At 62.3% G+C, this 20,250-nt stretch carries 21 protein-coding genes; 5 read left to right on the top strand and 16 right to left on the bottom strand.

Annotated features, from left to right (window positions below):
• Positions 1-85: 85 nt before the first annotated feature.
• Entirely contained in the window at positions 86-1,345 is a 1,260-nt protein-coding gene (locus LCH97_RS02825; RefSeq protein ID WP_227303284.1) for a methyl-accepting chemotaxis protein, read from the top strand.
• A 101-nt stretch (positions 1,346-1,446) separates the two neighbouring features.
• Here the strand turns inward: LCH97_RS02825 and nagZ are convergent, their stop codons facing one another.
• The 16 genes from nagZ to rpoE all read right to left on the bottom strand — a co-directional run bounded on the left by nagZ (position 1,447) and on the right by rpoE (position 13,751).
• The gene (gene nagZ, locus LCH97_RS02820) at positions 1,447-2,535 is read right to left on the bottom strand and encodes a beta-N-acetylhexosaminidase (RefSeq protein ID WP_227303283.1); all 1,089 of its coding nucleotides are present in this window, start codon (positions 2,533-2,535) and stop codon (positions 1,447-1,449) included.
• A gap of 9 nt (positions 2,536-2,544) precedes the next feature.
• Entirely contained in the window at positions 2,545-2,940 is a 396-nt protein-coding gene (gene acpS / locus LCH97_RS02815; protein WP_227303281.1) for a holo-ACP synthase, read from the bottom strand.
• The gene (gene pdxJ / locus LCH97_RS02810; RefSeq protein ID WP_227305242.1) at positions 2,940-3,671 is read right to left on the bottom strand and encodes a pyridoxine 5'-phosphate synthase; all 732 of its coding nucleotides are present in this window, start codon (positions 3,669-3,671) and stop codon (positions 2,940-2,942) included. The genes acpS and pdxJ overlap by 1 nt, the downstream gene beginning before the upstream one ends.
• Positions 3,671-4,426, bottom strand: coding sequence for a DNA repair protein RecO (recO, locus tag LCH97_RS02805; protein WP_227303280.1), 756 nt, complete (start codon positions 4,424-4,426; stop codon positions 3,671-3,673). Before recO ends, pdxJ begins: the two co-directional genes overlap by 1 nt.
• A complete protein-coding gene (locus LCH97_RS02800; protein ID WP_227303279.1) occupies positions 4,407-4,760 on the bottom strand; it encodes an antibiotic biosynthesis monooxygenase in 354 nt (117 codons plus the stop codon). Before LCH97_RS02800 ends, recO begins: the two co-directional genes overlap by 20 nt.
• Before the next feature lie 22 nt (positions 4,761-4,782).
• Complete coding sequence (gene era / locus LCH97_RS02795) at positions 4,783-5,673, bottom strand: GTPase Era (RefSeq protein WP_017509102.1); 891 nt, start codon at positions 5,671-5,673, stop codon at positions 4,783-4,785.
• A gap of 3 nt (positions 5,674-5,676) precedes the next feature.
• Complete coding sequence (rnc, locus tag LCH97_RS02790; RefSeq protein ID WP_370630717.1) at positions 5,677-6,381, bottom strand: ribonuclease III; 705 nt, start codon at positions 6,379-6,381, stop codon at positions 5,677-5,679.
• Positions 6,382-6,384: 3 nt separating this feature from the next.
• Positions 6,385-6,753, bottom strand: coding sequence for a DUF4845 domain-containing protein (locus LCH97_RS02785; protein ID WP_227303277.1), 369 nt, complete (start codon positions 6,751-6,753; stop codon positions 6,385-6,387).
• A 10-nt stretch (positions 6,754-6,763) separates the two neighbouring features.
• Entirely contained in the window at positions 6,764-7,723 is a 960-nt protein-coding gene (gene lepB, locus LCH97_RS02780) for a signal peptidase I (protein ID WP_304956724.1), read from the bottom strand.
• On the bottom strand, positions 7,723-9,516 hold the full coding sequence (gene lepA / locus LCH97_RS02775) for a translation elongation factor 4 (protein ID WP_026107985.1): 1,794 nt from the start codon (positions 9,514-9,516) through the stop codon (positions 7,723-7,725). Before lepA ends, lepB begins: the two co-directional genes overlap by 1 nt.
• 64 nt (positions 9,517-9,580) lie before the next feature.
• Positions 9,581-9,784, bottom strand: a complete 204-nt coding sequence (locus LCH97_RS02770; RefSeq protein ID WP_017509097.1) for a glutaredoxin family protein — start codon at positions 9,782-9,784, stop codon at positions 9,581-9,583.
• A 47-nt stretch (positions 9,785-9,831) separates the two neighbouring features.
• Entirely contained in the window at positions 9,832-11,256 is a 1,425-nt protein-coding gene (locus tag LCH97_RS02765; RefSeq protein ID WP_227303276.1) for a Do family serine endopeptidase, read from the bottom strand.
• Positions 11,238-11,711, bottom strand: coding sequence for a SoxR reducing system RseC family protein (locus LCH97_RS02760; RefSeq protein WP_227303274.1), 474 nt, complete (start codon positions 11,709-11,711; stop codon positions 11,238-11,240). Before LCH97_RS02760 ends, LCH97_RS02765 begins: the two co-directional genes overlap by 19 nt.
• Positions 11,712-12,656 carry a MucB/RseB C-terminal domain-containing protein gene (locus LCH97_RS02755; protein ID WP_227303273.1) on the bottom strand — a complete coding sequence of 315 codons (945 nt, stop codon included), beginning with the start codon at positions 12,654-12,656 and terminating at the stop codon, positions 11,712-11,714. It abuts the gene before it with no gap.
• Positions 12,656-13,144 (bottom strand): sigma-E factor negative regulatory protein, encoded by a 489-nt coding sequence (locus tag LCH97_RS02750; protein WP_227303271.1) that lies wholly within the window; start codon positions 13,142-13,144, stop codon positions 12,656-12,658. Before LCH97_RS02750 ends, LCH97_RS02755 begins: the two co-directional genes overlap by 1 nt.
• A gap of 7 nt (positions 13,145-13,151) precedes the next feature.
• On the bottom strand, positions 13,152-13,751 hold the full coding sequence (gene rpoE, locus LCH97_RS02745; protein ID WP_147682240.1) for an RNA polymerase sigma factor RpoE: 600 nt from the start codon (positions 13,749-13,751) through the stop codon (positions 13,152-13,154).
• A 299-nt stretch (positions 13,752-14,050) separates the two neighbouring features.
• Here rpoE and prpB point away from each other — a divergent pair, with 299 nt between their 5' ends.
• From prpB to prpF, 4 genes are all read left to right on the top strand, one after another.
• On the top strand, positions 14,051-14,929 hold the full coding sequence (gene prpB, locus LCH97_RS02740; protein WP_227303270.1) for a methylisocitrate lyase: 879 nt from the start codon (positions 14,051-14,053) through the stop codon (positions 14,927-14,929).
• A 143-nt stretch (positions 14,930-15,072) separates the two neighbouring features.
• Positions 15,073-16,218, top strand: coding sequence for a 2-methylcitrate synthase (gene prpC, locus LCH97_RS02735; RefSeq protein ID WP_227303269.1), 1,146 nt, complete (start codon positions 15,073-15,075; stop codon positions 16,216-16,218).
• Between the two features lie 104 nt (positions 16,219-16,322).
• Positions 16,323-18,941 carry a Fe/S-dependent 2-methylisocitrate dehydratase AcnD gene (acnD, locus tag LCH97_RS02730; protein WP_227303268.1) on the top strand — a complete coding sequence of 873 codons (2,619 nt, stop codon included), beginning with the start codon at positions 16,323-16,325 and terminating at the stop codon, positions 18,939-18,941.
• A gap of 69 nt (positions 18,942-19,010) precedes the next feature.
• A complete protein-coding gene (prpF, locus tag LCH97_RS02725) occupies positions 19,011-20,195 on the top strand; it encodes a 2-methylaconitate cis-trans isomerase PrpF (protein ID WP_227303267.1) in 1,185 nt (394 codons plus the stop codon).
• Positions 20,196-20,250: the final 55 nt, after the last annotated feature.

Here is a 20,250-nt window from a genome sequence, read left to right as displayed (position 1 = left end):
TGCATAAAATCATGTGTCACATTTGCCAAACAGTGTTTACTTACACTGATGGTACAACCGTGGCATCAGCCATCCCGAGAAGAACATGAAAGCTACGCTGATTCGTCTGATTGCGCCTGCACTTATCCCGCTGCTACTGCTTCCAGCCCTGACCCTGCTCTTGCCGGAAAGCGGCATGACAAGTGTGCTTGCCGGCTTGCTAACCGGCCTGGCCGTGATGGCTACCCTGGCCTGGCGCATCCAGAAACACTTCATCAGGCCGGCCCGCATCTTTCGCCAGCACCTGCAGTCGCTGAAACAAGAGCCTATCGACTTCAGCAAGACGCTGGACCTGGCCACCAGCCCGGACTGGGAAGGCTGCAGCCGCCATTTCAACCAGTTACTGGAAGAGCTGGACGATATTTTCACCCAGGTACTGGGTTCCAGCGCACGGCTGATACCCATGTCGCAAGAGCTCACCGATACCTATAGCGCCATCCTGCAGAAAAACCTGCTGCAATCCAGCCATGGCCAGGTACTGATTGGCGCCATTTCCCGCATGATAGAACAGGCCGAGCGCTTGCGCGTGGACCTGGAACAAATAACTGCTGCAGCGCAACATGCCGAGCAGCATATGGGTGAAAGCCGCGAAGCCACGCTGATCGTGATCAATGGCGTTACCGATGTCGCCAGCCTGCTGGAAGAAGCCACCCGCGATGTACGCGCGCTGGCGCAAGCGTCAGGCAATATCGATGGCATTCTGTCTTCCATCAAGGACATTGCCGACCAGACCAACCTGCTGGCACTGAATGCCGCTATCGAGGCCGCGCGCGCCGGCGAAAGCGGCCGTGGCTTTGCCGTGGTAGCTGACGAGGTCCGCAAGCTGGCGCACCGCACCCAGGAAGCCACCCAGCAGGTACAGAACATCATGGGCGATGTACAACGCGGCACCGAAAAAGTTGTCAGTGCCATGAGTACCTCGCTAGAGCGTGCCGATTTTGCCGCCACCCACGCAGACACCTCGCGCGAAAAGCTGGACAGCATCACGCGCTCCATTCGCGAGATCAACGCCTCGGCCGACGAAATCGGCAACGCAGTCAGCATGCAGGCACAGGCTGTACAAGACTCGAAAGTATCCGGCGACATCCTGATCCAGCTGAACCAGGACGCACTGGACTGCAGCCGCATCCACGCGGTATCACCGGATGACCTGCGCAACCTGGCCGCCAAGCTGCGCACCTCGCTGGCACGCCTGCACATGCATGAAAAGCAATGGAACGACCAACGCCGCACCCGAGCCCGCCCGAGCGAAATGCAGCTGGCAAGCGGCGGCAGTAACGATACCGGCGATATCGAGCTGTTCTGATCGCGCGGCCACACCCGCCCCTGCGGGCTGCTGACATGCAACAAGGCCTGCCTGCCAACGCAGACAGGCCTTGTTGTATCAAAGCCACCCTGCCGAGTGGCTTAGTGTGCCTCGCCTACTTGCGGCGCTGCGGCCAACTGCTGCGGCGGCACGGCCAGCGCACCTACGCGTGCGGCAACGTCAGCAAACGCGCTAGCGGCTACCCGCGCTTCCCACTCCTCGGGCACACCCTGCCCGGCCATGGCCTGCAGGCGCTGCGCCAGCTGTGGCTGCACCGGTGCGGCCAACCTGGCCAGCAAATCGTCCACCAGGTCGGGGCGGTTACACACCAGGGCCATATCGCAACCGGCGGCAAACGCGCGCTCGGTACGCGCCACGATATCGCCGGCGCCGGCCGCGCCTTCCATGGTCAGGTCGTCGCTGAAAATGGTGCCGTCAAAACCGAGCTCGCCGCGCAGGATGCCTTGCAGCCAGATGCGCGAGAAACCGGCCGAGGTGTCGTCCACTTGCGGGTAGATCACGTGCGCGGGCATCACCGCCTTCATACCGCTGGCGGCCAGGGCGGCAAACGGTTTCAGGTCGGCAGCGCGGATATCGTCCAGGCTACGCGGGTCCTGCGGCATGGCCACGTGGGTGTCGCCATCGACAAAGCCGTGGCCTGGAAAGTGCTTGCCACAGCTGCCCATACCACCACGGTTCAGGCCGCGCTGCAGCGCGCTGGCCAGCGCAATCACTACCGCCGGGTCACCATGGAAACTGCGGTTGCCGATGACAGCGCAGTGCTGCCAGTCCAGGTCCAGCACCGGGGTGAAGCTCAGATCCACGCCGCAGGCGCGCAGCTCGGCGGCCAGCACATAGCCGGTTTCCTCGGCTGCCGCTTCGGCCACGGCCTGGCCTTGCGCGTCCCACAGCTCGCCCAGCACCCGCATCGGCGGCAGGCGGGTAAAGCCGGCCAGGAACCGCTGCACGCGGCCGCCTTCGTGATCGACGGCAATCAGCAGCTCTGGCTGGCGCAGCGCACGAATCTCGGCGGTCAGTGCCTTCAGCTGCTCGACACTGTCGAAGTTGCGGCGGAACAGGATGACGCCGCCCACCAGCGGGTGACACAGGCGTTGTTTTTCATCGTCGCTGAGGCGGAAGCCGGCAACGTCGGCCATTACTGGGCCGCGCGGCAGAACGGTTTGAGTCATGGTGCCACTCTATAGGTTGGCCGCAAGGCCGGTTTCACACACCACAAAAGCCAGTGCGTGCTCGGCCTCGTCGGTAATCGACAAATGCACGCGGCTGATGCCGCGCTCGCGCAGAAACGCATGCAGCGCATCGTCAAAGGCAAACATCGGTTTACCCAGCGCGTCGTGGCTCACGGCGATGGCGGTCAGCAGCACCGGTTCGCGCACGCCGGTGCCCAGCGCCTTGGACAGCGCCTCTTTGGCGGCAAAGCGCTTGGCTAGCAGGCGCGCCGGGTTGGCCGCAGCGGCCAGCTCAGCCTGCTCTACCGGCGCCAGCAAGCGGCGGCCGGCACGCAGGCCCCAGCGGTCCAGCATGACCTGAAAGCGCGCGATGCGCGCCATATCGGTGCCGATGCCGTAAATCATTACAGCCCCTGGCGGCCTTCAATCATCAGCGCTTTCATTTCGCGCACCGCACTTGCAAAGCCCACCATCAAGGCATGGCTCACCAGGGCGTGGCCGATGTTCAGCTCGGCAATTTCCTGGATAGCCGCAATCGGCTTCACATTGTGGTAATTCAAACCGTGACCGGCGTTCACCACCATGCCCAGGTGATCGCCAAATACGGCGGCTTCGCGGATGCGCGCCAGCTCGGCCTGCTGCGCCTCGTGCTGGAAGTCGGCGTGGGCGTAGGCGCCGGTGTGCAGCTCGATCACGCGGGCACCGGCGTCCCAGGCTGCCTGGATCTGCTTCACGTCCGGGTCGATGAAGATGGATACGCGAATGCCGGCATCGCTCAGCTGGCGGGTGAACTCGCGCACTTCGTCAAAGTAGCGGATCACGTCTAGGCCGCCTTCGGTGGTAACTTCTTCGCGTTTTTCCGGCACCAGGCACACGTCTTCCGGCTTCACGCGCAGCGCGTTGGCCAGCATTTCGTCGGTCAGCGCCATTTCCAGGTTCATGCGGGTCTTGATGGTGGCGCGCATGGCGTCCACGTCGTGGTCCTGGATATGGCGGCGATCTTCACGCAGGTGCAGGGTAATCAGATCGGCACCGCTGGTTTCGGCCACCAGGGCGGCTTCGATCGGGCTGGGGAAACGGGTACCACGCGCCTGGCGCAGGGTGGCAACGTGGTCGATATTGACGCCTAGCAGAATCATGATGGTCTCCGGCTTGGGGCGCTGTCTTCTTGCAGCGCGTAGAGCGTGGTTAAGAGTTCGCGGGTGGCCAGTGGTTCCGGCCCCAGCAATTCATCCAGATACAAGCGCAGCAGGCCGCGCACGTCGCGGCGGCTGTGCGGCAGGGAAAAGTCGGCCACGGCCAGTGCCAGCAGGCTGGCGCCCGCCACCACCAGCTGGCGCGGGCCGGCGTCGGGCACAGCCACGCGCTGCGGCAGCTCGCCGAAGCGGCACAGGTAATAGGCATCCGGCTGCAGCGGCTGGCCGGCGGCGTCCTCGCTGCACGGCGGGGTATAGCCCAGCACCGTCAGCAGGTTCAGCTCGAAGCGGCGCAACACGTCGGGCAGGCTGTCGCTACGGGCCATGCCGCGCACGGTGCGGTCGTACAGCTGGAACAATTCGGGGGACGGGTCGTCTCGCGGCGACAGGCGCAGCAGCAATTCATTGAGATAGAAACCGCACACCAGGCGCTGGCCGGCAAACTGCGGCACGCCGCCGCGCCAGTCTACGGTGTGCAGCGTGCGCAACTCGCCCTTGCCGAACCAGGCCAGCTGCAGCGGCTGGAACGGCAACAGTTGGCCGCGCAAGTCGGAACGCGGGCGGCGCGCGCCGCGCGCCACCAGCGTGAAGCGGCCGTGGTCGCGGCTGAGCACCTCTACCAGCAAACTGGTTTCGCGGTACGGCTGGGTGTGCAGCACGTAGGCCGGCTGGCGATCAACCTTGACCTGGCGCATCGCTGGCGGGCTTGTCCCACAGGTGGTCGCGGCCAACGTAGGCCACGCGGGTAGCAAAGCAGGCGTACCAGTGGTCGAAACCGGCGGCAATCGCCACACGGTGTTCGGCGTGGGCACGCCAGGCGGCAATGTCAGCCTCGCTTTGCCAGTACGATACGGTAATGCCAAAGCCGTCGGCCCCGCGCGCGCTCTCTGCCCCCAGAAAACCGGGCTGACCGGCTGCCAGCGTTACCATCTGTTCGGCAGTGACGCCGTAACCGTCAGCGTCGGCGGCGGTGCGCTGGTTGCTGAATATCACTGCCCAGTACGGCGGTGCGGGGGTGCGTGCTAGCATGCGGCCAACCTTTGGCGGGGGCTTAGTTCAGGCCGAAATCGCGCAGGAAGCGCACGTCGTCGGCCCAGCCGGATTTCACTTTTACCCAGACTTCCAGGTACACCTTGCAGTCGAACAGCTGCTCCATGTCCAGGCGCGCTTCGGTGGAGATTTTTTTCAGTTTCTCGCCACCACGGCCGATCACGATGGGCTTCTGCCCTTCCTTGTCCACCAGCACAGCCACGTGGATGCGGAACATGCTGCCGTCCACTTCGAACGATTCCACTTCGACGTTCATTTCGTACGGCAGCTCTTCGCCCAGGTAGCGGAACAGCTTTTCGCGCACGATCTCGCCGGCCAGGAAGCGCTGGCTCTTGTCGGTGACCATTTCTTCCGGGTACAGCGGTACCGATTCGGGCAGGTGCGGGCGGACTTTGTCCAGCAGCTCGGCCAGACGCTGGCCGTGCTTGGCGCTGACCACTTCCACGTCGGCAAATTCGAACTCGGCACGCACCTCTTCGATGAACGCCGACAGCAGCAGGCGGTCTTTGGCCTTGTCCAGCTTGTTGATCACCAGCATGACCGGGGTGTTTTTGGGCAGCAGCGCCATCACTTCGCGGTCGGCGCCGGTAAAGCGCATGGCTTCCAGCACGAACAGCACACAGTCCACGCTACCCAGCGTGTCTTTCACGCTCTTGTTCAGCGTTTCGTTCAGCGCGCCCTTGTGAAAGGTCTGGAAACCGGGGGTGTCGACAAACACAAACTGCGCCGCCGGCTCGGTATAGATACCGTTTACGCGGTGGCGGGTGGTTTGCGCTTTTTTGGAGGTGATGCTGATCTTCTGGCCAATCAGGTGGTTCATCAGGGTGGATTTGCCCACGTTCGGGCGCCCTACGATGGCCACAAAGCCGCAGCGGTGTGTGATATCGGTCATGGTTTATTTCTTGCCAGCGGCAAAATGTTGTTCAAGCAGCAGCAATGCTGCTTCGGCAGCCTGCTGTTCTGCACCCCGGCGGCTGTTGCCATCGCCGGTGGTCATGATGGACAGCTCGGCCAGGTCGCACTGCACGCGGAAGCTCTGCTCGTGCGCCTCGCCGCTCTGCTGCAGTATGGTATAGCGCGGCAGGGTGTGGCGGCGTGCCTGCAAGGCTTCTTGCAGGCGGGTCTTGGCATCTTTGGCGTGCTTGGTCGGGTCGATGGCGGCCACGCGGCTGGTGTACAGCCGACGCACCACTTGCTCTGCCGCCATGAAGTCAGCGTCAAAGCTGATGGCCGCAAAGGTGGCTTCCAGCGCATCGGCCAGAATGGACGGCCGGTTGTAACCGCCGCTTTTCAGCTCGCCTTCACCCAGGTACAGGTAGTCGCCCAGCTTCAGCTCGTGCGCCAGCTCGGCCAGCGTGTTCTGGTTGACCAGGTTGGCACGCAGGCGCGACAGCTCGCCCTCGCTCAGCTGCGGAAAACGGTCGAACAGCATGCGCGCTACGGTGTAGTTCAGGATGCTGTCGCCGATAAACTCGAAACGCTCGTTGTTGGGCGTGCCAAAGCTACGGTGTGTCAGCGCCTGGCGCAAAAGCGCTGGCTGCGTAAAAAAATAATCCAGCGCCTGGGTCAGGCGCCGGAAACGGTTGTCTTGATTGCTCACAGTTTATTTTGCGTCTTTCAGTACAGGTGCCCCTGCCTGATATTCAAAATCAAAGACCAGTTTCACGTGGTCGCGTAAAGGTACTTCACGGGTGTAGCGCGCGCCCACACCAATGATGGTGGGGCTGCTGACGATCACCAGATCATCGGCACGCAGCGAGACAATGTCTTGTACCGCGGCGCGGTTGGCAAAATCGCGGCGCAGCTCGTAGTCTGGCTTGCCCGGGGTCTTCGCCATGGCGTCCAGTGTTTCCTTGACGGCATAGTATTCGGAATACACCGGCACGATCTTGAGAAACATCAGAACCACGGTAGCAGCCACGATACCCATGGCCATTACCACCAGTAAAGAAAACCCCTGCTGCTTGCGCATAGTGCCTCGCTTAATGAATGCGGCTGCCGATACGGCTCAGGTCGCCAAAGTTCATCCACACCAGGAAAGCCTTGCCCACTAGCAGGCGGTCTTCCACAAACCCCCAGTAGCGGCTGTCTTCGCTGTTATCCCGGTTGTCACCCATCATGAAATACTGCCCTTGCGGTACCTTGCAGGTAAAGCCGTTCTCGACATATTCGCAGTTTTCACGGCCGGCAAACTGGCGCACGCCTTGCGGCATATAGGCCGGGGCTTCCGGCACGACCAGGGTACGGAAGGTTTTGCCCTCGATAGTCTCCTGGTACTGCTGGGTCTGCACCATCATCAGCCCTTTTTCAAGGTACTGGTGCTCGCCCTGGCTGACATGCTCTACCGCTTTGCCGTTGATGGTGAGCTGCTTGTCACGGTAGCTCACTACATCGCCCGGCAGCCCGATAACGCGTTTGATGAAGTTAACCTTTTCGTCTTCGGGGTAGTTGAATACCACGACATCGCCGTGCGCTACCTTGCCGACCGGTACCAGTACGTTGTTCAGCACCGGCACCCGCAAGCCGTAGCTGAATTTGTTCACCAGAATGAAGTCACCCACGATCAGACCGGGGCGCATGGAGCTGGAGGGAATCTGGAATGGCTCTGCCAGGAAGGAGCGCAACAGGAACACCACCGCGATGATGGGAAAAAACCCGCGCGGGAAGTCGATGTAGTGCGGCACCATGGCACCCGGCTCGCGGCGGCGTGCCAGCATGAACTTGTCCAGCGCCCAGATACTGCCAGTCACCAGGACGATGATCAGCATCACGGCCGAGAAAGTCATATAGCCGGACAGCAGGCCAAAGCAGCCACCCAGTACGGCCAGATAGCCCCACTCGGTAGACGCGGACTTGCCGTCGGCATCCTTGCCGGAAAACAGGATCAGCATCACACCAACCACTGCCAGCACCGACCAGATCCAGACCAGATTCGAACCCATTATTTATCCCCGACTTGCAGAATGGCCAGGAAGGCTTCTTGTGGAATCTCCACATTACCCACCTGTTTCATACGCTTCTTACCGGCTTTTTGTTTTTCCAGCAGCTTTTTCTTACGCGTGATGTCACCACCGTAGCACTTGGCCAATACGTTTTTGCGCAGTGCCTTCACGGTTTCGCGCGCGATGATGTGGCCGCCGATGGCTGCCTGCACCGCGATATCGAACATCTGGCGCGGAATCAGCTCGCGCATTTTGGACACCAGCTCGCGGCCACGGTACACGCTAGACGCGCGGTGCACGATCAGGCTCAGTGCATCCACTTTTTCGCTGTTTACCAGCACATCGAGCTTGACCAGGTCGGCACTCTGGAACTCTTTGAACTCGTAATCCAGCGAGGCGTAGCCACGGCTGGTGGACTTGAGTTTGTCAAAGAAGTCCATCACCACTTCGTTCATTGGCAAATCGTAGGTCAGCATGACCTGGCGGCCCATGTACTGCATATTACGCTGCACGCCACGCTTGTTATTGCACAGCGTCATCACCGAGCCCACGTAGTCCTGCGGTACCAGGATGGTGGCGGTAATGATGGGTTCGCGCAGGTCTTCGTACTTGCCGGCGTCCGGCATGCGCGACGGGTTGGATACCACCTCGACCACGCCGTCTTTCATCACCACTTCGTAGTTCACCGTTGGCGCGGTGGTGATGAGGTCCATGTCGAACTCGCGCTCCAGGCGCTCCTGCACGATTTCCAGGTGCAGCAGACCCAGGAAGCCGCAGCGGAAGCCAAAGCCCAGCGCCTGCGACACTTCCGGCTCGTACTTCAGCGAGGCATCGTTCAGCTGCAGTTTTTCCAGTGCATCACGCAGGGCTTCGTAGTCGTGGCTTTCTACCGGGTACAGGCCGGCAAACACTTGCGACTGCACCTCTTTAAAGCCAGGCAACGCCTCGCTGGCCGGCTTGGCCGCCAGCGTGATGGTGTCGCCCACCTTGGCCGACTTCAGCTCCTTGATGCCGGCAATGACAAAGCCTACTTCGCCTGCATTCAGGGTTGGCCGCTGTACCGATTTCGGCGTAAATACACCGACCTGTTCGCACAGGTGCTCGGCCTGGGTAGCCATAAACTTGATCTTGTCTTTTGGCTTAAGCTTGCCGTCGATCACGCGTACCAGCATCACCACGCCTACGTAGTTATCAAACCACGAGTCGATGATCAGCGCTTTTAGCGGTGCTTCCGGGTCGCCTTCCGGCGGCGGAATCTTGCTGACCACGGTTTCCAGGATGTCTTCGATACCAATGCCGGATTTAGCCGAGGCGCGCACGGCGTCGATGGCTTCAATACCGATGATGTCTTCGATTTCCTGGCTAACGCGTTCCGGGTCGGCTGCCGGCAAGTCGATCTTGTTCAGCACCGGCACCACTTCTACGCCCAGCTCGATAGCGGTGTAGCAGTTGGCCACGGTTTGCGCTTCCACACCCTGCGAGGCATCCACTACCAGCAGTGCGCCTTCGCAGGCAGACAGCGAGCGCGATACTTCGTAGGAGAAATCCACGTGCCCCGGGGTGTCGATCAGGTTCAGGTTGTACACCTGGCCGTCGCGCGCCTTGTATTGCAAGGCTGCGGTTTGCGCCTTGATGGTAATACCGCGTTCTTTCTCGATATCCATCGAGTCGAGCACCTGGGCGCTCATTTCACGCATTTCCAGACCGCCGCAATACTGGATAAAACGGTCTGCAAGGGTCGATTTGCCATGGTCAATATGGGCAATAATCGAAAAATTTCGGATATGTTTCATCGGAATCCAGCAAAAATTAAGGGCACCGAGATGTGCCCTTGCTAACTCAACACTGGCGCGGATTTTAGCCGATTTCGCCCGTGTGTGCAGCCAATCGTGCGGCCAACTTGGCCTCGTCCAGGTGCCAGTGGCAGATTTCGGTATCGCCATCCACCAGAACCGGTACCAGTTCGTTGTAGCGCTCTTCCAGCACCGGGTCGGCATCCACATCGATTACATCGATATCAAAGCCGTACTGTGCCTGCAGCGGCTGCAGCTGTGCCAGCATCTGGTGGCACAGGCTGCAGTACTCTCGAAAGTATAAAGTCAGGGTTTTCAACGGGTTTTCTTCTCGGGTTTCAGGGCAACAAACAGTGGCGCACCGTCACGCAGCACACGCAAGGCCAAGGCATCACCCGGCTTGACTGCCTGGATGGCTTGCACCAGCTGGCGGGCAGACTGCAGCTCTTCCCCGCCCACCCCGACAATCACATCACCCTGCTGCATGCCGGCCTTCAGTGCCGGGCCGGTGGCGCCACGCACCGCCAGGCCAAACTTCACGCCAAGCTTCTGCAACAAGGCCGGGGCTACCGCTTGCAAGGCGAGACCGGTCGTGGTGCCAACCTCATCCTGGCCGCCTTCCTGCTTGCCCTTGTAGGCGCGCTCGGCCGTACGCGGGTCTTCGTCCTGCATTTCGGCCGTCACCAGCGCCACTTTCACCAGCGCGCGGCCACGCCACACACCCAGCTCCACCTTACTGCCAGGCAATACCCCGCCCAACAAGCGCGGCAGGTCTTCGCTGCTATCCACTGCCTTGCCGCCCACCTGCAGGACTACATCGCCGGCGCGTACGCCAGCTTTGGCTGCCGGGCCTTCTTTTTCTACCGAGGTAATCAGCGCACCCTGGGCATCCTGCAAACCAAAAGATGCGGCCAACTCCTTGGACACATCCTGGATTGACACACCAATACGGCTACGGCTGACCTTGCCGTTCTTTTTGAGCTGCTCGGCCACATCCAGCGCCACGTCTACCGGAATGGCAAACGAAATACCCATGAAGCCGCCGGAGCGGCTGTAAATCTGCGAGTTGATACCGACTACCTCGCCTTTGAGGTTGAACAGTGGGCCGCCCGAGTTGCCTGGGTTGACCGCCGCATCGGTCTGGATGAACGGCACGTAAGACTCATCTGGCAGATGACGACCCTTGGCCGACACGATGCCCGAGGTAACGGTATTGTCGAAGCCAAACGGCGAGCCGATGGCCAGCACCCACTCGCCCACTTTGAGCTGCTCTACCTTGCCCAGCTTCACAAACGGCAGGCCGGTGGCGTCGATTTTCAGCAACGCCACGTCGGTGCGGGCATCGGAGCCCACCACCTTGGCCTTGTACTCACGCTTGTCATTAAGCGTCACGATCATTTCGTCGGCATCAGCGATCACATGCGCATTGGTCAGCACATAACCGTCGGCAGACAGGATAAAGCCGGAACCCATGCCACCGGTACGGTACTCACGCAGCTGTGGCGGGGCAAAACGGCGGAAAAATTCGGCAAACGGGTCGTTTTCCATGCCTTCCGGCACGTCACGCACCACTTCACGCACGGTTTGCACGGTACGAATGTTAACGACGGCACGACCCTGGTTTTCCACCAGCTGGGTGAAATCCGGCAGCGCCAGTTGCGGGGCGGCCATCAGGGGGGCTGAGCCGCCCAGCAGGCCGGCCACCATCATGGAAGAGACAATCAGCTTCTTGATCGGCATGTTTTGACAAACTCCATGGAAACAGTCTGAACATCGACAAGGCTGGCAATATGCGGCTGATAGCGGACATCTGCCGCCAAGCGCCGTGCATAAAGATGCACACAGCCCAAAGTGAACAACAAACAAACCAGCGCCAGCAGCGCAGCAATGGTGTCGCCGTAACGGCTGCCCAACATGGCGCCTGCGATCAGCGCCAGTACTGGCAACACGTACAGCATGCCGGCACTACGCAACACCCCCGACTCCGGGACGGCGATATTCACGCGCTGCCCCGGGGCAACGCCCAGCGGGTCCAGCACCCGAAAGCGCGGCTCGCGCAAGGCAAACATGCGTGCCATTTGCAAAGAGCGGCAGCCGTGCTCCGGATGGCACTGCCCGCAGGGCGAGTGCGGCCGTGGTTCTACCCAGGCAAAGCCGGGCTCCACGGACAGCACGCGCGCTTCGGTTTCTATCATTTACCGTGCCGTCAGGCGGATGTTCTTCAGCACGGACTGCAGGCCGGCTTCGGGCAGATCGCCCACCACCGTCAGCAACATGTCCCCGCTCTGGCGCGAGGCCACGCCAATGCCGTTGGGCGCGGTGGCCGAGCTCTGGTTGACGCCCTCGCCGCTGGCCGCCTCGACAAATAGCGACACCTTGGCAAAACCGTCAGAGAACACGTAGTGCTGTACGGCTTTTTCATGGCCGGGCAGCGGGCGGTTCACAAAGCGCACCATGCGAAAGCCACTAGGCAAGCCCTTGATGTCGTGCATAGGCTGCATACCCTGCTGCACACCACCTACCTTGCCCAGCGCCAGGCTTTGCTTGTAACGCGGCTTGAGCTGGGATTTATCCTTTGGCGGCTGCAGCTGCAGCTCGGTAAAGGCAAACTGCTCCACCACCTCGCCCTTGGCAGTGGCCGTCACCACTTTCAGCGGCAGCGCACTTTGCGGGTCGATACAGAAACGCTGGGTGTAGCGCCCGGCCACGTCCCTGGGTTTCAGCACCAACCACTGGCAGTCTTTCTGTGCGACACGATCCATGCCGCCGCGAGCCAGCTGGTAGCCCTGCGCCAAGTCTTCCACGTTATCGGGCAGCAAAGCGGGAAACAGCTTGATAGCACTAAGCTTCGCCGCATTCAGCGACTTGGCATCCGGTGCGTAACAGGTCAGCTCGTTACCCACCCTTACGATCTCGCGCGGCATGCCATCCAGCGATTCGCGCCGCTCGCGCACCACACCGGACTCCACCACACGCTGCAGCCGGAACGTTTCCAGCTCGCCACCGAGCTGGTGCATATAGGTGGCAGCCAGCGGCAGGTTTACCGCCGCTTCGGCAGCTTTGTCCAGCAAGGCCCAGTCGTCGTCCGCCAAAGCGGCCAACGGCAAGGCTGCTACAACACAGGCAGCTATGACACGCATCAATGCAGACCTTTCGCCGCAGGTTGCACCAGGCTGGCACGCGCCAGGCCATCGCTCAGGCTGATGTCCTGATGCGCATCCAGATAAGACTGGTTGGCCGCATTCACGACTTGCACCTGGGCACTCGGCGTGGGCACCGCCTGCGCCATCAGGGCCGGATCGCCAGCCTGCTGGCCTTGCCAGCTGTACCAGCCCACCACGCCCGCCATCGCTACCGAAGCCGCCAGGGCAAAGCGTGCCACCGGCCTGGCCGGCTTGCGCGCCAGGTTACGTGGCGCCAGCACGGTAGGCTCGGCCTGCAGTGCTACCGATACCTGTTCGCGCACGTCCACCTGTAGCAGGGCATTGCCACGCAGGGCATCACCAATCAGGTGATATTCCTGCCAGGCGGCCTTGAGCTGGTCGTCGTTACCCAGCATTTGCATGGCCTGAGCGGCGTCCTTGTCGCTCAGTTCGCCATCCATCAGGGAAGAAAGGGTTTCTTTCATAATCTGCTCACCATCTTTTGTTCTTGGCTGTATCCAGCAAAGGACGCAACTCGGTCGCGATTGCTTCACGCGCACGGAAAATCCGTGAGCGCACCGTGCCTATCGGGCAATTCATTGCGCTGGCAATTTCCTCATAGCTCAAGCCTTCCATTTCTCGCAGGCTAATCGCTGTGCGCAACTCCTCAGGCAAACGCTCCACCGCCGCATTCACGGCAGAGAGTATCTGCTGATTCATCATCTCGGCTTCCGGGGTGTGGTGGTCCGGTATCTGGCTAGCCATATCCAGACTCTCGCCATCCTCATCCTCGAACTCCGCGCTGACCACTGGCCGGCGGCCGGCAGAGGTCAGGAAATTCTTCGCCGTATTGATACCAATACGGTAGAGCCAGGTGTAAAAAGCACTCTCGCCACGAAACGAGGGCAGCGCGCGGTAGGCTTTGACAAACGCCTCCTGCGTCACGTCCTCGATATCGGCCGAGTCACGAATAAAGCGCGACAACAGGCGCGACAATCGCCGCTGATACTTCGACACCAGCAGGTCGAAAGCACGCTTTTCACCACGCTGCGCCCTCTCCACCAGCTGCTGGTCGAGTTCACGATCACTCATCGTTATCAATTTCTCCCTGATTCGCCCTGCTTGGTTTTGTTTAGTAGCGGCTCACGCCGATGCAAGGCAAGGCTATGACCTGCATACGTCAAAATAAGTTCACCCGCCAGTAAACAGGCACACGCAAGCAGCAGGCTATATACCAGATGCGCCCGCCGCGCCGTGTTTCAAGATGTGGCAGACAAATGCGCCACACTCGCCCAGCCCGGCAGATTGCCAGACAAAAAACGCTTATCAAAAAACCAAGCACTTGCTAGAATGCCACGCAAGTACCCCAGAACACAGGCAGGAGACGCCAGATGACGACACCCGGTCAACGCTTCCGCGACGCGGTAGCCCAAGAAAAACCCCTGCAAGTGGTGGGCGCAGTCAACGCCTACGCTGCTCGCCTGGCCGAGCATAGCGGCTTCAAAGCGCTATACCTGTCCGGCGGCGGCGTAGCCGCCTGCTCCTGCGGCATTCCCGACCTGGGCATCACCACACTGGAAGACGTGCTGATCGACGTGCGCCGCATTACAGACGCCAGCAAACTGCCACTGCTGGTGGACATCGATACCGGCTGGGGCGGCGCCTTCAACATCGCCCGCGCCGTGCGCAGCCTGGAAAAAGCCGGTGCTGCTGCCGTGCACATCGAAGACCAGGTGCAACAGAAACGCTGCGGCCACCGCCCGAATAAAGCCATCGTCAGCCAGGAAGAAATGGTCGACCGTGTCAAAGCTGCAGTCGATGCCCGCAAACACGGCATGGTGATCATGGCCCGCACCGACGCGCTCGCCGTAGAAGGCCTGGACGCTGCCATCGAGCGTGCCGTGGCCTGCGTGGAAGCCGGCGCCGACATGATCTTCCCGGAAGCCATCACCGACCTGGCCATGTACAAGCAGTTTGCCGAGGCCGTAAAAGTGCCGATTCTGGCCAATATCACCGAGTTTGGCGCCACCCCGCTGTACACCACCGAAGAGCTGGGCGCCAACGGCGTGGGCCTGGTGCTGTACCCGCTGTCCGCCTTCCGCGCCATGAGCCAGGCCGCGCTGAACGTGTACGGCGCCATCCGCCGCGACGGCAGCCAGAAAAACGTGGTGGATACCATGCAGACCCGCATGGACTTGTACGACCACCTGGGCTACCACGACTACGAGCAAAAGCTGGACGCCCTGTTCGCCGAAGGCAAAAACAAGTAAATCACCTTTAGCAGGGTTGGCCGCACGCCACACATAACACAGAGAGTCTGGCCAGCCCTGCACCCGGTTCACGATCGCGGCCCCGCCGCAATGACACAGCAGGCCGCCCGCATACGGGAACGGCAGCACAAAGGAGAAGTGGCATGAGTGAAGTAGTGATTGGCAAACCGAAAAAATCCGTCGCCCTGTCCGGCGTAGCGGCCGGCAACACCGCCCTGTGCACCGTTGGCCGCAGCGGCAACGACCTGCACTACCGCGGCTACGACATCCTGGACCTGGCCGCCCACTGTGAATTCGAAGAAGTGGCCTACCTGCTAGTGCACGGCAAGCTGCCCAACCCAGCCGAGCTGGCTGGCTACAAGAAAAAACTGAAGAGCCTGCGCGGCCTGCCCGCCGCCGTAAAAGCGGTACTGGAAGCCCTGCCGGCCAATGCCCACCCGATGGACGTGATGCGCAGCGGCGTATCCGCCCTGGGCTGCGCGCTGCCAGAAAAAGACGACCACAACATCGCCGGCGCCCGTGACATTGCCGACCGCCTGATGGCCAGCCTGGGCTCGATGCTGCTGTACTGGTACCACTTCAGCCACAACGGCAAGCGCATCGAGGTGGAAACCGACGACGACAGCATCGGCGGCCACTTCCTGCACCTGCTGCACGGCCAGAAGCCGTCCGAGCAATGGGTACGCGCCATGCACACCTCGCTCAACCTGTACGCCGAGCACGAATTCAACGCCTCCACCTTCACCGCCCGCGTCATCGCCGGCACCGGCTCCGACATGCACAGCGCCATCACCGGCGCCATCGGCGCGCTGCGCGGCCCGAAACACGGCGGCGCCAACGAGGTGGCCTTTGAAGTCCAGAAACGCTACGACAGCCCGGACGAAGCCGAAGCCGACATCCGCGCCCGCGTTGAACGCAAGGAAGTGGTAATCGGCTTTGGCCACCCGGTATACACCATCAGCGACCCGCGCAACAAAGTGATAAAGGAAGTCGCGTACGAGCTGTCCAAAGCCGCCGGCGACACCAAGATGTACGACATTGCCGATCGCCTGGAATCGGTGATGTGGGACATCAAAAAGATGTTCCCCAACCTGGACTGGTTCAGCGCCGTGAGCTACCACATGATGGGCGTACCCACCGCCATGTTCACCCCGCTGTTCGTTATTGCCCGCACCAGCGGCTGGAGTGCGCACGTGATCGAACAGCGCATCGACGGCAAGATCATCCGCCCGTCGGCCAACTACACCGGGCCGGAAGACCAGCCCTTCGTGCCGCTGGCCCAGCGCTAAGCACCCGGCCACGCTGCCAGCAGCGTGGCCTTTTTGCCGAATAACACGCCCGCCTGCGGCCAACGTTGGCCGCCAGGCAGGCACCACACCCTCGTGCCCAAGCCATGAATAGCCAATACCGCAAACCGCTGCCCGGCAGCCCGGCCGACTACTTCGACACCCGCGCTGCCGTGGACGCCATCGCCCCCGGCGCCTACGCCACCCTGCCCTATGTTTCCCGCGTACTGGCCGAACAGCTGGTGCGCCGCTGCAAACCCGCGCAGCTGACCGACGCGCTGACCCAACTGATCGAACGCCGCCAGGACCTGGACTTCCCCTGGTACCCGGCGCGCGTGGTGTGCCACGACATTCTGGGCCAGACCGCGCTGGTGGACCTGGCCGGCCTGCGCGACGCCATCGCCGACCAGGGCGGCGACCCGTCCCAGGTAAACCCGGTGGTACCCACCCAGCTCATCGTCGATCACTCGCTGGCGGTGGAATGCGGCGGCTTCGACCCGCAGGCATTCGACAAAAACCGCGCCATCGAAGAGCGCCGCAACGAAGACCGCTTCCACTTCATCAACTGGACGCGCACCGCGTTCAAGAACGTAGACGTGATCCCGGCCGGCAACGGCATCATGCACCAGATCAACCTGGAAAAAATGTCGCCGGTGATCCAGCTGCGTGACGGCGTGGCCTTCCCCGACACCTGCGTCGGCACTGACAGCCACACCCCGCACGTTGATGCGCTAGGCGTGATCGCCATCGGCGTCGGCGGCCTGGAAGCCGAAACCGTGATGCTGGGCCACCCGTCAATGATGCGCCTGCCCGATATCGTGGGCGTAGAGCTCACCGGCCAACGCCAGCCTGGCATTACCGCCACCGACATCGTGCTGGCGCTGACCGAGTTCCTGCGCAAGGAACGCGTGGTGGGTGCCTGGGTAGAGTTCTTCGGCGAAGGCGCCGACAGCCTGTCCATCGGCGATCGCGCCACTATCTCCAATATGTGCCCGGAATACGGCGCCACCGCCGCCATGTTCTACATCGACGCACAAACCATCGCCTACCTGAAGCTCACCGGCCGCGAGCCGGAACAAGTAGCACTGGTGGAAAACTACGCCCGCCACACCGGGCTGTGGGCCGACGACCTGAAAACCGCTCAATACCCGCGCGTGCTGCGCTTCGACCTGTCCGGCGTGGTGCGCAATATGGCCGGCCCGTCCAACCCGCACAAGCGCCTGCCCACGTCGGCACTGGCCGAGCGCGGCATTGCCGACGCCGCCAAGCTGGCCGCCGCCCGCAACGAAGAAGCCCGCGGCCAACTGCCGGACGGCGCGGTGATCATTGCCGCCATCACCAGCTGCACCAACACCAGCAACCCGCGCAACGTGGTAGCCGCTGCTCTGCTAGCCAAGAAAGCCAACGCACTGGGCCTGACCCGCAAGCCGTGGGTGAAAACCTCGTTTGCGCCGGGCTCGAAAGTAGCCAAGCTGTACCTGGAAGAAGCCGGCTTGCTGCCGGAGCTGGAACAGCTGGGCTTCGGCATCGTGGCTTACGCCTGCACCACCTGTAACGGCATGTCCGGCGCGCTGGACCCGGCCATCCAGCAAGAGATTATCGACCGCGACCTGTACGCCACTGCCGTACTGTCCGGCAACCGCAACTTCGACGGCCGCATCCACCCCTACGCCAAGCAGGCCTTCCTGGCCTCGCCACCGCTGGTGGTGGCCTACGCGCTGGCCGGCACCGTGCGCTTTGACATCGAGCAGGACGTGCTGGCCGTAATAGACGGCCGCGAGATCCGTCTGCAAGACCTGTGGCCGTCGGACGAGGAAATCGACGCCATCGTGGCCGCCAGCGTGAAGCCGGAGCAGTTCAAGCAGGTGTACATCCCGATGTTCGACCTGGGCGAAGCGCAGCAGGCCGACAGCCCGCTGTACCAGTGGCGCCCGATGTCCACCTACATCCGCCGCCCGCCGTACTGGGACACCGAAGGCATGGGCGCGCTGGCGGCCAACCCGCGCACGCTGAAGGGCATGCGCCCGCTGGCGGTGCTGCCGGACAACATCACCACCGACCACCTGTCGCCATCCAACGCCATCCTGGCCAGCTCTGCCGCCGGCGAATACCTGGCCAAGATGGGCCTGCCAGAAGAGGACTTCAACAGCTACGCCACCCACCGCGGCGACCACCTCACCGCCATGCGCGCCACCTTTGCCAACCCGCAACTGGTGAACGAAATGGCCGTGGTGGACGGCGCAGTGAAAAAGGGCTCGCTGGCGCGCGTCGAACCGGAAGGCAAGGTCATGCGCATGTGGGAAGCCATCGAAACCTATATGGCACGCAAACAGCCGCTGATCATCGTGGCTGGCGCCGACTACGGCCAGGGCAGCTCGCGCGACTGGGCGGCCAAGGGCGTGCGCCTGGCGGGGGTGGAAGTGATCGTGGCCGAAGGCTTCGAGCGCATCCACCGCACCAACCTGATCGGCATGGGCGTGTTGCCGGTGGAGTTCAAACCCGGCACCACGCGGCTGACGCTGGGCCTGGACGGCACCGAGACCTACGACATCCAGGGCGAGCTGGCGCCGCGTGGCGACCTGACGCTGGTGGTACACCGCCGCGACGGCAGCAGCGTGGCCGTGCCGGTTACCTGCCGCCTTGATACCGCCGCCGAAGTGCGCGTCTACCAGGCCGGCGGCGTGCTGCAACGCTTTGCCCAGGACTTCCTGGCAGGCGCGGCCTGATGCTGGCTGCGGCCAACCTGGGCGACCGGGTTGGCCGCCATCATGATGATCAAGACAACAGGAGTGGCTATGTCTCACCCGGCCCAGATCCGCATCCCCGCTACCTATATCCGTGGCGGCACCAGCAAAGGCGTGTTTTTCCGCCTGCAAGACCTGCCCACCGCCTGCCAGCAGCCTGGCGCGGCGCGCGATGCGCTGTTCCTGCGCGTCATCGGCAGCCCCGACCCCTACAGCGCCCACATCGACGGCATGGGCGGAGCGACATCCAGCACCAGCAAGTGCGTGATCCTGAGTAAAAGCAGCGTGCCCGGCCACGACGTGGACTACCTGTACGGCCAGGTGTCCATCGATAAGCCGTTTGTGGACTGGAGCGGCAACTGCGGCAACCTGTCCACCGCCGCCGGCGCCTTCGCCATCCACGCTGGCCTGGTGGCCCCCGAGCGCGTACCACAAGATGGTATCTGCACCGTGCGTATCTGGCAGGCCAATATCCACAAGACCATCATCGCCCACGTGCCGGTAAGCCAAGGCCAGGTACAGGAAACCGGCGATTTCGAGCTGGACGGCGTCACCTTCCCCGCCGCCGAGATCGTGCTGGAGTTCCTCGAGCCGTCCGACGATGGCGACGACGGCGCCATGTTCCCCACCGGCAATCTGGTGGATGCGCTGGAGGTGCCCGGCATCGGCACCCTGCCCGCCACCCTGATCAGCGCCGGCATCCCCACCGTATTCGTCAACGCCGCCGACATCGGCTATACCGGTACCGAGCTGCGCGAGCACATCAACAGCGATGCCGCCGCGCTGCAGCGCTTCGAGGCCATCCGCGTGGCCGGCGCGCTACGCATGGGGCTGATCAAAACGCCGGAAGAAGCCGCCACCCGCCAGCACACGCCGAAGATCGCCTTCGTGGCACCGCCGCAGGACTACACCGCGTCCAGCGGCAAGGCCATTGCCGCTGGCGATGTGGACCTGCTGGTGCGGGCACTGTCGATGGGCAAGCTGCACCACGCGATGATGGGCACCTGCGCGGTGGCTATCGGCACCGCGGCAGCCATTCCCGGCACGCTGGTCAACCAGGCCGCCGGTGGCGGCGCGCGCGAGGCGGTGCGTTTTGGCCACCCGTCCGGCACGCTGCGCGTAGGCGCCGAGGCGGTACAGGAAAACGGCCAATGGAAGGTCACCAAGGCCATCATGAGCCGTAGCGCCCGCATCCTGATGGAAGGCTGGGTACGCGTGCCGGGCGATACTTTCTGATTTGATTTATCTGAAATGAAATGCGGCCAACCTTGCGTGACAAGGTTGGCCGCAT

It is taken from the genome of Vogesella sp. XCS3, assembly GCF_020616155.1.
GTDB lineage: Bacteria > Pseudomonadota > Gammaproteobacteria > Burkholderiales > Chromobacteriaceae > Vogesella.
The sequence above is the reverse complement of the archived record's forward strand: the minus strand, read 5'-3'. Positions and strand labels throughout refer to the sequence as shown.

Coding starts and splice junctions, on each gene's coding strand:
- LCH97_RS02825 (WP_227303284.1), top strand. CDS start 86: ATGAAAGCTACGCTGATTCGTCTGATTGCGCCTGCACTTATCCCGCTG.
- nagZ (WP_227303283.1), bottom strand. CDS start 2,535: ATGACTCAAACCGTTCTGCCGCGCGGCCCAGTAATGGCCGACGTTGCC.
- acpS (WP_227303281.1), bottom strand. CDS start 2,940: ATGATTTACGGCATCGGCACCGATATGGCGCGCATCGCGCGCTTTCAG.
- recO (WP_227303280.1), bottom strand. CDS start 4,426: ATGCGCCAGGTCAAGGTTGATCGCCAGCCGGCCTACGTGCTGCACACC.
- LCH97_RS02800 (WP_227303279.1), bottom strand. CDS start 4,760: ATGCTAGCACGCACCCCCGCACCGCCGTACTGGGCAGTGATATTCAGC.
- era (WP_017509102.1), bottom strand. CDS start 5,673: ATGACCGATATCACACACCGCTGCGGCTTTGTGGCCATCGTAGGGCGC.
- LCH97_RS02785 (WP_227303277.1), bottom strand. CDS start 6,753: ATGCGCAAGCAGCAGGGGTTTTCTTTACTGGTGGTAATGGCCATGGGT.
- lepB (WP_304956724.1), bottom strand. CDS start 7,723: ATGGGTTCGAATCTGGTCTGGATCTGGTCGGTGCTGGCAGTGGTTGGT.
- lepA (WP_026107985.1), bottom strand. CDS start 9,516: ATGAAACATATCCGAAATTTTTCGATTATTGCCCATATTGACCATGGC.
- LCH97_RS02770 (WP_017509097.1), bottom strand. CDS start 9,784: ATGCTGGCACAGCTGCAGCCGCTGCAGGCACAGTACGGCTTTGATATC.
- LCH97_RS02765 (WP_227303276.1), bottom strand. CDS start 11,256: ATGCCGATCAAGAAGCTGATTGTCTCTTCCATGATGGTGGCCGGCCTG.
- LCH97_RS02760 (WP_227303274.1), bottom strand. CDS start 11,711: ATGATAGAAACCGAAGCGCGCGTGCTGTCCGTGGAGCCCGGCTTTGCC.
- LCH97_RS02755 (WP_227303273.1), bottom strand. CDS start 12,656: ATGCGTGTCATAGCTGCCTGTGTTGTAGCAGCCTTGCCGTTGGCCGCT.
- LCH97_RS02750 (WP_227303271.1), bottom strand. CDS start 13,144: ATGAAAGAAACCCTTTCTTCCCTGATGGATGGCGAACTGAGCGACAAG.
- rpoE (WP_147682240.1), bottom strand. CDS start 13,751: ATGAGTGATCGTGAACTCGACCAGCAGCTGGTGGAGAGGGCGCAGCGT.
- prpB (WP_227303270.1), top strand. CDS start 14,051: ATGACGACACCCGGTCAACGCTTCCGCGACGCGGTAGCCCAAGAAAAA.
- prpC (WP_227303269.1), top strand. CDS start 15,073: ATGAGTGAAGTAGTGATTGGCAAACCGAAAAAATCCGTCGCCCTGTCC.
- acnD (WP_227303268.1), top strand. CDS start 16,323: ATGAATAGCCAATACCGCAAACCGCTGCCCGGCAGCCCGGCCGACTAC.
- prpF (WP_227303267.1), top strand. CDS start 19,011: ATGTCTCACCCGGCCCAGATCCGCATCCCCGCTACCTATATCCGTGGC.